This is a genomic window from Sphingobacterium sp. UBA5996, from assembly GCF_002429765.1.
GTDB lineage: Bacteria > Bacteroidota > Bacteroidia > Sphingobacteriales > Sphingobacteriaceae > Sphingobacterium.
Window position 1 is genome coordinate 191,756 of sequence record NZ_DJAS01000014.1, and the last position, 15,575, is coordinate 207,330.

The 15,575-nt window shown below is 39.8% G+C and carries 8 protein-coding genes; 4 read left to right on the plus strand and 4 right to left on the minus strand.

All coding sequences use genetic code 11. The features are described 5' to 3' along the window. Nucleotides 1–10: 10 nt before the first annotated feature. From B3E00_RS11290 to B3E00_RS11300, 3 genes are all read left to right on the plus strand, one after another. A complete protein-coding gene (locus B3E00_RS11290) occupies nucleotides 11–1,639 on the plus strand; it encodes a pyruvate dehydrogenase complex dihydrolipoamide acetyltransferase (protein ID WP_293881482.1) in 1,629 nt (542 codons plus the stop codon). Nucleotides 1,640–2,016: 377 nt separating this feature from the next. Then, complete coding sequence (locus B3E00_RS11295; protein ID WP_293938464.1) at nucleotides 2,017–3,207, plus strand: serine hydrolase domain-containing protein; 1,191 nt, start codon at nucleotides 2,017–2,019, stop codon at nucleotides 3,205–3,207. Nucleotides 3,208–3,249: 42 nt separating this feature from the next. After that, nucleotides 3,250–3,609 carry a CoA-binding protein gene (locus B3E00_RS11300; RefSeq protein ID WP_293881484.1) on the plus strand — a complete coding sequence of 120 codons (360 nt, stop codon included), beginning with the start codon at nucleotides 3,250–3,252 and terminating at the stop codon, nucleotides 3,607–3,609. Here the strand turns inward: B3E00_RS11300 and B3E00_RS11305 are convergent. The 3 genes from B3E00_RS11305 to B3E00_RS11315 form a co-directional block, all read right to left on the minus strand. Further along, the gene (locus tag B3E00_RS11305) at nucleotides 3,606–4,856 is read right to left on the minus strand and encodes an ROK family transcriptional regulator (RefSeq protein WP_293881485.1); all 1,251 of its coding nucleotides are present in this window, start codon (nucleotides 4,854–4,856) and stop codon (nucleotides 3,606–3,608) included. The two genes, B3E00_RS11300 and B3E00_RS11305, sit on opposite strands and share 4 nt — an antisense overlap. Nucleotides 4,857–5,007: 151 nt before the next feature. Then, entirely contained in the window at nucleotides 5,008–8,409 is a 3,402-nt protein-coding gene (locus B3E00_RS11310) for a DUF1080 domain-containing protein (RefSeq protein ID WP_293938466.1), read from the minus strand. A gap of 12 nt (nucleotides 8,410–8,421) precedes the next feature. After that, the gene (locus B3E00_RS11315; RefSeq protein ID WP_293881487.1) at nucleotides 8,422–9,690 is read right to left on the minus strand and encodes a Gfo/Idh/MocA family oxidoreductase; all 1,269 of its coding nucleotides are present in this window, start codon (nucleotides 9,688–9,690) and stop codon (nucleotides 8,422–8,424) included. A 560-nt stretch (nucleotides 9,691–10,250) separates the two neighbouring features. Between B3E00_RS11315 and B3E00_RS11320 the strand changes: the two genes are divergently transcribed. Continuing rightward, on the plus strand, nucleotides 10,251–11,498 hold the full coding sequence (locus B3E00_RS11320; protein WP_293881488.1) for a glycoside hydrolase family 88 protein: 1,248 nt from the start codon (nucleotides 10,251–10,253) through the stop codon (nucleotides 11,496–11,498). Nucleotides 11,499–11,626: 128 nt separating this feature from the next. Here the strand turns inward: B3E00_RS11320 and B3E00_RS11325 are convergent, their stop codons facing one another. Then, nucleotides 11,627–15,520 carry a hybrid sensor histidine kinase/response regulator transcription factor gene (locus B3E00_RS11325; RefSeq protein ID WP_293938468.1) on the minus strand — a complete coding sequence of 1,298 codons (3,894 nt, stop codon included), beginning with the start codon at nucleotides 15,518–15,520 and terminating at the stop codon, nucleotides 11,627–11,629. Nucleotides 15,521–15,575 lie beyond the last annotated feature (55 nt).

A 15,575-nucleotide genomic window follows, 5' to 3' on the forward strand; every position in this document is an offset into this window, starting at 1 on the left:
ATAACAAAGAATGGCTGAAGTAGTAAGAATGCCGAAAATGAGCGATACAATGACCGAAGGGGTTATCGCGAAATGGCACAAAAAAGTTGGTGATAAAGTGAATTCTGGCGATTTAGTAGCAGAGATCGAAACGGACAAAGCTACTATGGACTTTGAGTCTTACCAAGAAGGAACTCTTTTATATATTGGTCCTAAAGAAGGCGAAGCAGTAGCTATTGACGCTGTTATTGCAGTTTTGGGAGAACCAGGAGAGGATTTTCAAGCGCTGTTGAGCGGAGATGCTCCTGAAGCTGAGAAAGCACCAGAAAAAACTGAAGACAAAAAAGAAGAAGAAGTTTCTGCTCCAGAATCTTCGGCAAGCACAGTAACTCCTGAGGAATTAGGATGTACCGTAATCACAATGCCGTTGTTGAGTGATACCATGAAAGAAGGTGTTATTGCGCAATGGAACTTCAAAGTTGGTGATACGATCAAATCTGACGATGCCATTGCAGATGTAGAAACGGATAAAGCTACGATGGAAGTTACTGCCTATGCTGACGGTACCTTGTTATATGTAGGTCTTGAAGCTGGAGAAGCTGCAAAGGTTAATGACATTATAGCAATCGTTGGTCCTGCTGGAACTGACATTACTCCTTTGTTGAATCAAAAATCTGATGCGCCAAAGGCCGAGTCGACTGAAGCTCCTAAAGCTGATGCTACTTCAACTGCATCATCTCCTGCGGCACCGGCTGTTAGCAACGACGATTCTCGGGTGAAAGCTTCACCTTTAGCACGTAAAATTGCGCAAGAAAAAGGGATCAACTTAAGTGATATTAAGGGGTCTGCAGATGGTGGCCGTATTGTGAAGAAAGACGTTGAGTCATTCGTTCCTGCTGCTGCACAACCTGTAGAGACTAAATCCGCAGCTGCCCCTGCAGAAGCAAAAGCGATTACTTTACCTACGTATGTTGGGGAAGAACGTTACACGGAAAAACCAGTTAACCAAATGCGTAAAACTATTGCGCGTCGTTTGGCTGAGTCATTGTTTACCGCACCGCACTTCTATTTGACAGTATCTATAGACATGGATAATGCTATGGCTGCTCGAGCTCAAATCAATGAAGTTGCTCCAGTAAAAGTTTCTTTCAATGACATCGTTGTAAAAGCTGTCGCTGTTGCATTGAAAAAACATCCTGCTGTAAACTCTTCATGGCAAGGCGATAAAATACGTTTCAATGAGCATACCAACATTGGCGTAGCCATGGCTGTTGAGGATGGTTTATTAGTTCCTGTTGTACGGTTCGCAGATGGCAAATCATTGTCTCATATCTCTGCAGAAGTAAAAGACTTCGCTCAAAAAGCGAAAGCTAAAAAATTACAACCTGCCGATTGGGAAGGATCTACATTTACTGTTTCCAACCTAGGGATGTTCGGAATTGACGAATTTACATCCATCATAAACTCTCCAGATGGGGCAATCCTTTCTGTTGGAGCAATTCAGGCTGTTCCTGTTGTTAAAAATGGCGCAGTAGTTCCGGGTAATGTAATGAAAGTAACATTGGGCTGTGATCACCGTGTGGTAGATGGCGCAACTGGAGCTGCATTTTTACAGACATTAAAATCTTTGGTTGAAAATCCAGTAAGATTGTTAGCATAGTCCTTTAACAAAGGAATGAAAGCCACTTTAGCAATAAAGTGGCTTTTTTTGTTTTTTTAATTAGTTTAAGCTCGTTGAAGCGAAAGGCTGGCCATTTAATCTTGGGAATGCCATCGAGATGTTGCACCTAAAAAGGCTTGAATGTTTTTAAAAGGAAGACCGTAGCAAGTAGACTAGGTAACATAAACGATGAATAACAATATAGTGAGGAAAAAATTCGTTTTTTTATACTAAAATCTTCATTTTAGCATTATTATCAATACGCTTGATCTTCGATTACTAACTTCGATAATTTTATATCATTTAATAGAAGAGAAATAGGTGATATTTATTGATATACAATACAGATAATACAAAAATCCGGGAGACATCATATAGTGAAATTATTTTTTTTAAAGGGAATGGTCGCTCTTTTGTTGGCATCTACAGTTGCCTGTAGCTCAAAAGAGAAAAAGCAGAAGGAAGCAGCAATAGCGCAGGCAAAAGTAGATAGTACAAGACTGGTTTATAATCCCAATAATGCAGATCTGAAAATCGATGCTTTTATGAAGAATCTTCATTCAAAAGCTGCATTCAACGGAAATGTTCTTATTGCCAAAGATGGAAAAATTTTATATCAAAATACATTTGGCTGGGCTAATTACCTAAAACGGGATAGCCTAAAAATTGACGACAAATTTGAGTTGGCTTCCGTTTCTAAACCGCTTACAGCCGTGGGGACTTTAAAGTTGGTGGAGGCTGGAAAGTTGCGCCTCGATCAAACGATCAATGACTTTTATCCTGATTTTCCATATCCAGGCATTACCATAAAAATGTTATTGACTCATCGTTCGGGATTACCTAATTATGTCTACTTTTCAGAAAAACACTGGCCTGATCGTAAGAAGGGGATGACTAATCAGGATGTAATGAAAATGCTGACCGAGTTTAAGCCTAATCGCTATGGGGCACCAGGGGGACGTTTTTTTTATAATAACTCGAACTTTATGGTCTTAGGAGCTATTATAGAGAAGGTGTCAAAGCAAGACTACGCTACTTATATGAAAGATAGTGTGTTCAATGTTGCAGGGATGACAAATACGGCTGCACTTTCAAAGGCTGTATATGATAAGATTCCTACCAACGTTATTGGACACGATAAGATATGGAGGAGATCCGTTGTACAAAATTTTCAGGATGGACCACTCGGTGACAAGGGGATCTATAGTACCGTTCGTGATCTTTATCGCTTTGACCTCGCTTTGAGGGATGGAAGGTTGTTAAAACAGTCCACATTAGATTCGGCATACAGAGGATATCCCGATGCGAAAAAAGGGATTTTTAGCTATGGTTATGGCTGGCGTACGTTTGAGCATGGCAATGAACATATTGTCTACCATACAGGTTGGTGGCACGGTTTTAGACATATTTACGTAAGAGATTTAAAAAGAAATATTGTTATTGTTCTGCTTTCTAATATGACTAATGGAAGTTTGGTTAAATTGGACGAGCTATATAAAATATTGGGAATGCCCATATTGCGTAAAAATGCCTATAGTAGTCACGGTGATTTTATCATTGATGAGTAAGTTTCCCGGGGCGATCAATAGGTGATATAAACGAATATAAAAATGAAAAAGACATTGATTTTGGGTGCTAGTAGCAACCCTTCTCGTTATTCGAATAAAGCCGCAAATATGCTGCATAGGTATGGACATGATATTGTTAATATTGGTCTGAGTGGTGGTGAAGCAGCTGGAGTTTCTATTGAAAAGAAAGGCGAGGTCTACCCCGATATTGATACTGTGACGATGTACGTCGGTGAACATAATCAGAAAGAATATTATGACTATATTTTGGCAACGAAACCGAGACGGATTATATTCAATCCAGGCGCAGAGAATCCTGAATTAGAGCAGCTCGCAATGGAGCACGGTATTAAAACTGAAAGAGCCTGTACCCTGGTTTTATTGAGTACAGGACAATTTTAGACTTTGGATTTCCGAAGTAGTTCAACCGATAAGTACTTTGTGATAAAATAGTTTGTAAGACCCACAGTATTACTGTCCAGATTCAAGCTGGAAACTTTTATTTCACAGTGTTCTTTCAATATTGCCATAGTATACGAATTAATAGCCTGTTGTATCGGAATAGTGATCAATTCATTTGCTTTTGCAATTTTTCCACCTAACACGATTAATTCCGGATTGAGCAATTGTATCAGTGATGCGAATGCTTTTCCAAGATTTGTGCCCAGTTTGGAAATCTGATTGATTGCAAATTGATCCCCTTTATTTGCAGCTTCAATAATATGAGTTGGTGTTAAATGTTGTAAATCTTCTGCTAGTAATTCATTTAATTTAGTCAGTTCTCCTTTTTGGATTTCCTGCTTGGCATTGTTAACCAACGCGATGCCCGAAGCAACAGTCTCTAGGCAGCCTCTTTTGCCACAGTAACAAAGTTCACCGTTGTCGATAAAAGGCATGTGACCCACTTCACCAGAGTAGCCATCCCGGCCAAGATAGACTTCACCATTTGATACAATTCCTAAACCTATTCCCCAATCCATTAAAATAATCAGGCTGTTTTTGGTGTTTTTTGCCAAACCAAATTTCAATTCAGCGTACGCTGCACCTTTAACATCATTCAGAATGAAGACTGGCTTTTTATATTTAAGCTCGAAATAGTCCGAAATAGATTGATTTTCATCGTGTAAAAATGTCTCATTGGTACCTTCTTCTGCATTGATCAATCCAGGCATGCCAATAATCAATCCTGTCAAGTTTTCGATATCAACAGATTTGTCGATCAGGTATTGATCAATAATTTGTGTAATGGTTACTAGATTTTCTGCATTGCGGGACAATTCATTTTCAAGCTCGATCGTTTCTGCAATTACATGTTGATTATTATCCATGATGCTCATAGTAATCGAAAAGCGTTGAAGCTCAATTGATAAAACCTGAAACAATCCATCCCGTAATTTGTATAAATTAGGTTTGCGCCCACCAATAGATTCTCCTTTGTCAAATTGACGTATAAAATCATCTTCCAGTAATTCTGCGATCAAGCTATTCACTGTAGGCAGGCTTAAATATAGGTTTTTAACAATGTCATTTACCGATACAGATCCTAATTCGGCTATTAATTTTATAATGGAGAGTTTATTGAATAGATTTTTCTTTTCAGGTTTACTCTCCAATTTTTTGTTAATCAGTAAATTTACGGCTTTAGTCATAAAACATCATATTTTTGAAATAGAATCCTCAGGGCTTTAATTTAGCAAAAGTTTTGGAATCATTTGGTTATTTTCTTAATCGGTAAGTAAGTTGGCTATTTAGCAAAAAGGGGATAAGATACCTTATCCCCCCGCTGCTTATACATCTATACTATTTGAGTTTTTTTACCCGAATGTCTTTGAAGAATACTTCAGTACCGTGCCCCAAGAATCCGATATGACCAGACGTACGTTTAAGTCCAGGATGTTGTTTTCCGTCCAGGGTACCGTTTTTACTTGCCTCTGCGATATCTGCATCCACAATGACAGTACCATTCAGGGTAACTTTGATGCGATTCCCTTTCACGATTATTTCTTCAGCGTTCCACTCACCAACTGGTTTTAAGTAGCCTTTTTTAGCAGGAACAACGCCATAAATTGAACCGTGATATTGATACTGTTTCAAGTCTTTATAGACATCTGCATCATCATCCAGCACCTGGATCTCCATGGATTCATAGGCGGCGTCTCCTTCCAAAGGTGCTCGTATTCCTACGCCATTGTTGGCTCCGGGAGTCAATTTGAAGTCGAAGCGGAAAATGAAGTCAGCGTATTCTTCTTTTGTATAAAGATTGCCACCAAATTTTGCATTTGGGTATACCCAGATATAACCTTCGTCATTGATCACATAAGCTTGGTTTTCTGTCCACTTGTCGAGATTTGTTCCATCAAAAAGTACTTCAAAACCTTCTTTTTTCTCTTGATCGTTCAACTTAAAGATTTGTTTTCTTGGGAATTCCTTGATAAAGAGATCTCTGTAATAGACTACCGAACCATGCGCTTGTAATTCAATTTGTTCAGTGGGGAAGATTGATTGGTTTCTATCCCAGTAGTTTTCGAGAGGGACATTATCGGTTACCAACTGCCCGTTTAACCAAACTGTGACTTTATCGTCCACCATCTTGATTTTAAATGTATTCCATTCGCCAGTAGCATTATCGGCAACTTTCAGGGGTTTGCTTTCATTTTTCTGGTTGTTATATAATCCGCCAGATCCCACTTGGGCGCCTACTCTTGTATTGGCGATATCCCAAATTTGTACTTGTGGCGTGCCTCTCAGGTAAATGCCAGCATCACCCTCTATTCCACCATAGTTTTCCAATTTCCAGTCTACCAGCATTTCGAAGTCACCATATTGTTTTACGGTTGCAAGATTGTCACCTTTTCCGCTGAATACAATTTGACCATTGGCTACTGTCCAGCCTTTGCGCATGATATCGTCCGCTTTAGCTTGCGCTGTCGCTAAAGTTTTTTCGTTCATCTTACTGCGTTTGATCGGGTCGGCGACCAATCCTTTCCAGCCAGTGAGATCCTTTCCGTTGAAAAGTGCGACATAGCCTTCTTTGATGGGCATTTCAGCAAGATAACGAACAACAGCTTCTTTGAGATATCCACTTTCGCTACCGGACAATTTACCGATTACCTGTTCCAAAACTTCTCTGACCTTCTTACCGTAGAATTTATTGTCCATTGCAATGTTCATCGCTACATTAGTTGCTGTTCCGGCAAGTTGAGCATCGTTCATCAAGTCAGCTGCGAAAACGAAAGACTGATATGTTCCTGTTGGTTGCAATGCCGATAGCGCAGCTCTTTTCTGTTCTGTTGTTTTGGCGACACTGAATGCATCTCGCAACAATAAAGTTTTCTGCTCAGGTGTATTTGAAGAAGAAGAGATTGATTTGATCAATCCTCTGTATACTGTATTGAAAAGATTATCGTCTTTTTCTGTTCTGGATAGTGTTATTAATTCTGGTAAAGCGTTTGCGGAAGACCAGGTCGCCAACGACTCGATTGCTGCTGATCGTAGAGTTGTGTTAGAGTTGTTAAGATATGCAGTTACAGCTTTCAATGACTGTGCGTCGCCCAGTCCAGCAAAAATAGGGAAATATTTGGCGGTATTTGTCGCTGCTGAGTTCGATAGGCGAGCGGCGATTTTTTCAGTTAATCCTTTTGAATCTGCGCTCGACCGAATCACGTTAACTAGGGCACGTTGCAATAGCGCAGCAGATTTACTGTCTGTCGTATTGTTTAATCTATTGAAGAGTTCTTCTAAATCTGCTTCCTGCGCTACATTGGGGAGAGCTTTATTGATCCCTTCTTCTACAGCAGGATTTACACTTTTTATTGCCAATACAGCTTTGGATGACGCATTATTGGAACGTTTACTCAAAATGTCCAGCAATTGAATCTTCTTGTCGTCGTCTACATTTGCAAGGGCATTGTTGACATCGGTAACGACATTTGCATCTTTAGATGAGAGGATCAATGCCTTTACCGAATTGTTGAATTGTTGGTCGGTATTAAGAGCTTGGATTAAAGTATTGGTTTCTTTTCCCTGTGAAAGCGTATTTAATGCACTCAATCCAGCCAATTTAGTTGCCGGAGACTCAGTCTTATTGACTAACCCATGGATTAGCTTTAAGCTGCTTGCAGAACCATTGTGCGCTAAATAGTTCAATACACTTTCTTGAACTTCCGGTGTACTTTTGCTCGCTAAAGCAAGCAAGCTTTTTGCGTCACTGCCTTTGCCATATTTTCCGAGTAATTGCAATGCGATATTCCGGTAGGCACCATTATCGCTCTTTACTGCAGCCAATAAGTTCTTTCGCTGTTTCGCGGGGTCAATTGTTGTCAATAATTTGAGCGATGCAATCTGACCGTTGATCGATTTTGCTTTTTGGGATTCCTGGAAAAATTTGTTCAGAAACTTGATCGCATCTTGGTCGTGCTTGTTATCGATCAGTGCTTGGGCATAGTCAATGCCAAGTCCAACCGCATCCAATTTATCATAGCTGTATCCCGCTGCATTCAATTTTTCGTCGAATAGCGATTGAGAAGCTGTGCCACCGATTTTGCTTAATGCAATTAATGTAGTCCGTTGGAAACCCTCCGATGGATATTTTTGTATTAGTCCTAAAATGGCATTTTCGGCATTTTTATCCTTTAGATCGCCGAGAGCTGTAACAATGGCGGTGGCAGTTTTCTCTGTCGTTGACGAAGTCAAAGCCTTTTCTAATGCTGCTGTCGACTCAGGGGTACGGATAGATACCAGCGTTCTTGCTGCCGCGTCGGCCAGATAATCATTTGTTAAACACTTTGCGACAGCAGGTATAGCTGCATTATCGGCACATTGACGCAACAGGCGTAACGCAAAAACTTGATTTGTCGGTTCGTCCAATTGTGATATGGCCTTCGCCAATCCTTCAACAAAAACTCTTTTTTGTTGTTCTTTGCCGGGCTGATTTACATAGAACGAATAGCTGTTTGCCGCAAATTCTATCGGAGCATTATTGCTACCTGGTGCTTTAAGTCTCTTAAGGAAAGTGACAACATCGTCAGCAGAGAAGCCTTCTAGCTCATGCATTGCAAGCAAAAACTTTTCTTTTTCTTCGGCAGGCTGCTGTGCCAATACGTCTGCTATTTTGGTTGCAGTCGTTCTATTTTGTGGTTGCTGAGCGTAGGTTGCACCAGATATAAGAAGCAATACAGTCAGCGAATTGAATATTCTTTTCATTAGGATATCTTTTTAAATAGACCAAGGGCCTCTCATTGGTTGGTGAATTAATCTATTTGCGGCATCGTCGTTAATAAATAGCTCATTTTGGGAGTCGTATTTTAGTGATCGGTTTAGTCGCAATGCTGCTAATCCCATGTTGACCAAAGTACAAGAACGATGTCCATTGATTTCATTCAGTGCAAACTTTTCTCTTGTGCGTACAGATTCCAGGAAGTCGACAATCTGTGGTGCAGGTTCAGGGTATTGTGCAAGCTTTCTTTCCAAATCGGGTATATCAGATTGAAATCCTTTATATAATTTACCTTTTGGTCCTTCGATATAGGCTGCCTTTTCATCCTTTGCATCGCCGTCTAGAATAATCTGGCAACCATCTGCATAAGTAAATGTAATGCGTCGCCATGTACCCACAGCATCCGGATGTTGTTGCGGAGCATCAACATCGACAGTAATGGGACTTTCATTGTCTTTACCTAAAAAGTATTGAACAGGATCCATATAATGTTGTCCCATATCTCCAAGGCCACCGCCATCATAATCCCAATAGCCTCTAAAAGTGGTGTGTACACGGTGCTTGTTGTACGGTTTGTATGGCGCTGGACCTAACCAAAAATCGTAGTCAAGTTCCGCCGGTACATTCTCCTCAGGTAAATTTTCCTTTCCTACCCAATAGAATTTCCAGTCAAAGCCTGTATGTTTGCTTATCGTAACTTTCAATGGCCAGCCCAACATGCCTGTATCAACTAATTTTTTGATTTTGCTTACGGGAACATTCATGCCATAAAAGTCGTCCTTGAAACGAAACCAGGTATTTAGACGAAAGATATTGCCGTGCTGAGCGATGGCTTCTTTCACTTTTTTACCCTCACCAATAGTTCGCGTCATGGGTTTTTCACACCAGATATCCTTTCCTGCTTTTGCTGCTTCAATAGACATCAATCCGTGCCAATGTGGGGGAGTAGCGATATGCACAATATCTACTTCCGGAGATTTAATCAACTCCCTAAAGTCATGGTATTCCTTCACGCCACCGCCTAAGTCTGCTTGTGCTGCCGCCAGATGAGTTTTGTCCACATCACAAATGGCTACTGTTTTAGTTCCGGCGTAGCCAAAGTGTCCACGGCCCATATTGCCGACACCAATGACACCTTTGGTTAGATGGTCGCTCGGAGCAAGATAGCCCTGTCCTCCGAGTACAAAGCGTGGTACGATAGAAAATGCCGCAGCACCGACCACGGATTTTTTTATGAAATCACGCCTTGATGAATTCTGTTCTTTCATTTTGGTTGGATTAGTTGTTTTATAATTGATCCTTTATTAGGCTGTTAAAATTAACGGCATTGGATATTTAGTCTTAAAAATAGATAAAAAACTGGTGAATGTAAACTGATAACTAAAATTTTACGTATTGTTTATTTAGGTTTTATTAAAAAATGGCAAAAGAGTAGCTGTAAATCCATTTCTTTCCAATATAGTAGGCGATTTTTTACCTATGATGTCATTTTTGTCTGAGAATTGTTACATTTCAGTACAGTGGCAAGCCGCCGCGACAATGTGCTAGTCCAGTAAGTTTCAATTATACTTAATCGTTTTCGTAAAAGGGGCTTGATTCCGGTAAAATATTGCAGCATCTTTATTGTCACTCTGATAGCAAATCCTAAAAAATGAATTCAAGAACACCAATTTTTTGGATTGTAGAATAGGTTGTAAAATCATATGGATGTAGCTAGAAACTGCACTTCCATGATTTGTTAATCAATTCAATTTGTGTTAGGGAGAAAGGGAATTATGTCCGATCGAATTGATTCGCGGGCATCGACTGACTAAAAATCTAATAGATAATGAAACTAAATCAATCTTTTGTGTTAGTATTAGCCGCGTTGGGCATATGCCCGATTGTTCAGGCGCAAACAGTAAAACCGAATTTGTCCAAAGCCTTTATTCAGGAACAGCTGGACGCTGCTGCGAATCAGATAAAGGTTCTTGCGGCAGAAACTCCTGCAGAAAAATTTCCGAAAACCTTTGAGCAGGGTGAACACGTATTTTCTTCTTCGAGCTGGTGGTGCTCGGGTTTCTATCCAGGGACGTTATTGTATCTATATGAAGGCACCAAAGAAAAAGCATTATTGGAGAAAGCAACAGAAAAATTGACGTATCTGGAGAAAGAAAAGAACAACAAAGGCACACATGATTTGGGTTTTATGCTTTTCTGTAGTTTTGGTAATGCGCTTCGTCTTACCGGTGATACGCTAAAGTATATACCCATATTGAGCACTGGTGCGAATTCTTTGGCATCTCGCTATAGTCCTATTACCAAAGCGATCCGTTCCTGGGATCATGGATCATGGCAATATCCGGTAATCATTGATAATATGATGAATTTGGAGTTTTTGACACAGGTATCTAAGGTGACTGGAGATAAAAAATGCTATGATATTGCGGTATCTCATGCTGAAACAACCTTGAAAAACCACTTCAGAAAAGATTATAGTTCCTACCATGTGATCGATTATGATAAGAAGACCGGTAAGGCCATCGGAAAAAAGACACATCAAGGAGCATTTGATGAGTCGGCCTGGGCAAGAGGACAGGGATGGGCACTATACGGTTATACCATGATGTATCGTGAAACAAAAAAGAAAGAATTCTTGAAGCAGGCACAGCAAATCGCAAAATACATACTAAGCAACCCAAATCTGCCTGCTGATTTGGTTCCATATTGGGATTTTGATAAAGATAAAATTGCGAAGTCGGATAAAATGTATCCGAACAGAGATCTAAGGGATGTATCTGCGGCAGCATTATATGCTTCAGCATTATTGGAGCTCTCACAATATACAAAGGGAACTGAAGCGTTGGATTATTTTAATAAGGCGGAAACGATTCTTAGAAGCCTTTCGAAGGCACCCTATCTCGCTCCTTATGGTCAAAACGGGGGTTACATCTTGCAACATAGTGTTGGAGCACTACCTTTGAATTCGGAAATCGATGTCCCATTGACCTATGCAGATTATTATTATGTGGAGGCTTTGGTGCGGTATCAACGTTTATTGGATGGTGAACCAATGATTAAAGCGATTGCTAAATAAAGCGATCAAAAAATAAGGCAAATTCTTGGGAGATGAACTCGTTTTAATGACTCCGGAATAGATCAAAAAGAGATGCTCTGAGCATCTCTTTTTTGTGGAACAGGATGGCGAGTTCATTGAAAATATACCTAAGATTTAGTCGTCTGGCTCGAATTTGCTGTTTGTTCTGATGGATTATGTCCAAACTGTTTTTTAAATTCCTTACTGAAGTATTTTCTATCCGAAAATCCTACAGCGTAGGCAACCTCACTGATGTTCATGGCCGAATTCAGTAATTCTTTCGCTTTGTTTAGCCTATACATTTTCACATAGTTATTGAGCGATAAATTGGATATCGCTTTCAACTTACGATAGAGGATTGGCGCACTCATCCCCATTGTTCGAGAAATAAAATTGACATCAAAACCGTCCGATTGAAGATTTTTTTCGATCAATTGATTTAAGGAGGAAATGAATTGTGCATCAAGTTCATTGTCGAAAGTAGTGGTCTTGACCTGAAACGCCTTACTTTTCGCCTGACTGATAGCGAGGAGATTTTGCGCAGAAAGAAAGAGTTGTTTATTATCAAAAGGCTTTGTCAAATAGATATTTGCGCCGTTTTCCAACGCTAAAGTCTGCGTGTTGCTATCAGTAACTGCGGTCAGCAAGATGAATGGGATATGGCTAGTGATTATATTTTTTTTAATGGCTTCGCACAGTTGAGCACCATCCATATAAGGCATCATCAGATCCGAAATAATTAGATCGGGGACATATTCCAATGCCCTCGAAAGAGCCTCTTCACCATTGTGAGCTGTAATGATCGTGTAGGCATCTTGAAACAGACCCACCACTGTTGCTATTAATTCTTTATTGTCTTCAACAATTAAAATAGTTTTTTGAACGGAGGTATCAAGGATGCTTGGGGCTGGTACTCTAACGTCTTCTATTTCCTTTGCAGGAGTCTCTATGAGCTGAGTATCTGGCTGATTATCTGTTTTGTGTCCAAGATCTTTCGGTAGATTTATGGTAAACACAGTCCATTTTCCTTTTTCATCGTCCTGTGTAAGGCAACAGATATCCCCCTTGTGCTGTTGTACAATATGTTTGGTTAACGCAAGTCCGATTCCAGTGCCTATTGCATCTTGAGCTTGTTCTTCGCGATAGTACTCTTCAAATATTTTGAATTGGTTATCGCTTGCGATCCCAATTCCATTATCGACGATGTTAATAGTTATTGTATGGTTGTTATCGACCAAATCCAGATAAACAGTGCCTTGTTCAGGTGTGTACTTGATCGCATTTGACAGCAGGTTGAACATGACTTTATCAAATTGTATTGTATCTATGGATTGTAAGCCTACGGAATCCAACTGCCTGATGTAATAGTTGAGATGCTTTGCTTTGGCAAGATCATTTAATAGGTAGAAGGTGTCTTCTATGTATTCCCTAAAAGAGATGTCCGTTTTTTTCAGGACAAAGTGCTTGTCGTCGAACTTTTTAAAGTCGAGTAATTCGTTGATGACTCCTAGGAGTTTGTTGGCATTCTTTTTTATTCGTTTTACTTTATTTTGGGTAGCGGTAAGATGAGCTGTTTCTGATATAATTTCATCTAACGGAGCAGTAATCAAAGTCAACGGAGTACGAATTTCGTGAGATATCTGCGTGAAGAATTTTATTTTCTTTTCCTGCTCCCGTTCCGAATTGATTAACATCTTCCTTTCGACAACAAACTTAATAACCAGATGTACGCCCAGAGAAAATAATCCTGCATATATTAGATAGGCCCACCACGTTCTCCAAAATGGAGGTTGAATGTCGATATTAATCCGTAGCGGTGTACTGCTCCAAATGCCATCATTGTTACTCGCGAATATGGTCAGTCTATGTGTACCTACTGGAACATTCGTATATCGTATTGAAGGATTACTTGTTTCGATCCAATCCTTGTCAAAACCGTCGAGTTTGTATCGATACCTATTCTTTTGCGGTTTGATGAAATTAGAACCTGAGAAATTAATCGTAAGAAAGTTTTCATCGTGTCGGAGGCTGAGCTGATAGCTGTTTGCATCTTCCATTTTCTGAATCCTTCCGTAGTTTAGTGGAGTCTCTTCGAGGAAGATATTTCGGAGGAGGACATTGGGGATGTTTTGATTGAAGGTTATTTTTCGAGTATCTAGGGAAATTACACCGTTGAGTGTGGTGACAAATAATGTTCCTGTTTTGCTGGCGAAGACCTTAGCTCCAAGAAGATTTTTAACCGGTAAACCATCATATTGATTGAGCAGATAGCTATGTTTTGTCTCGGGATCAAAGCAAATGAGACCATCTTTACTGGTAAGCCATACCTTATTGTTCACATAGATGGGCCAACCTAGTGCGTTGCTTGGAAAGTAAGATACCTTGGTTAAGTGACTATGCTGATCAAAATGATATAAATATTGGTTGGATGTTAACCAGATATCCCCATTCGGATGAACATAAAATCCTCCTACCGTCAATGTATCCAATTGTTGTATCGCTTTTATGTTTGAGTCATTAGGTTTTCTTCGAAAAAGCGAACCCCCGCTCAGAAAGTAAATGTACTGTTTAGCATCAGCTTGTATATCATCGATTGTAGCTGTCTTTAAAACGGGATTATATTGCGGCTGTTTCCCTGGGTCCACGGTGTAGAGTCCTTTATTGGTTCCGAGGTAAATACGATGCGCAGGATCGACGTAAATACTGTAGATGTTATTTTTGAGATTTAGGCGATCTTTTTCCAGATAAAAGTGTTGCGCATTTCCAGATTGGGCATCGATAATGGAATAACCGCCACCATATTGTGCGGCGTAGATTTTGTTATCTTTTGTGTATAAGTCCTTAATCAGATTCGACTGGGTCAATTGTGATAATGGAGAGGTGGCTTCTGTTCGCTTGTCAATTTTATTGATTCCTTCTTCCTCCGTTCCGATCCAATAGGCGTTTTCTGATTCTGCGAAACTACTGGCAATATCGCTATTGAGTCGAAGACCAAAAAGCGAACGGGTTGAATAATGCTGTATGGGGATAAGATTGGGGTAAATAGCATTTATTCCACCAAAATAGGTTCCTATCCAAGTGATTTGTTGCCGATCGATAAAAATATCGTAGATCGAATTTTGGCTCAATGAGTTTTTGACGGAAGTATTATGTTTATAGTTTACGAACTGTGCCGATCCGTTAAAGATTGAGAGTCCTTTTAAGGTACCAATCAGTAGTTCACCATTTTTTGTCGGCACAATTTTCCGGACGTTATTGCTCAATAGATTACTATTGGTTTCATTCAAATTATTCCAGGTGTTATCCGTGAAGTTAAATTGGAATATTCCATGCAATTTTGTCCCAAGCCAAAGCACATTTTGATGAAGATATAGGGTACTGAAAATACGTTCTCTTAAGGGGAGCGGGGGCAGCATTAGATTCCGGATATGGGAGATCTGATCATTTTGCAGAGAAAAAGACTCAATGCCTTTGTAACTTGCTATTATATAAGTAGTGGGGCTGGTTTGAATAATGGATTGTACATAGGGACGGTCCAGAATTTTTTGGAGATTGTAGGTCCCGGCGGTCGGTATTGCCAGAAAGAGTCCCTTGTCCGTGCATAGAAATATTTGGTCTGATAAAAATTGGATGTCGGTGACGACGATTTTTTCCTGAAAAGGTTTTCCCTGTTTCAATACAGCTTTGCGTTTGTCGATGTCAAAAATAAATAATTGAGTTGCCGTAGCGATAAACAGGTGATTCTTTGCATTGATACCAATCTTATTAATATAATCTACTTTTTTAAAAGCAGTATCCTGCACTAAAATATTAGTGATATTCTGGGAGTCGTATACAAAAAGGTTGGCTCCGCCGCCAAACCAAAGTTTACCCTGTCTATCTTGAGCAATTGTCAATATCGCTTGTTTATCCAATACATTATCCTGGCTTAGTGTCTCAAATTTAAGATCTTGGGCATAACAAAAGGAAATGATGGATATCAACAGCAGAAATTGTCGGCACAAGATAGGTAGTATGCTCATGGTTATGGGGTCTTTGTGTCAAATTTAAGATTTTACCCCCAAATATTTAAGATTT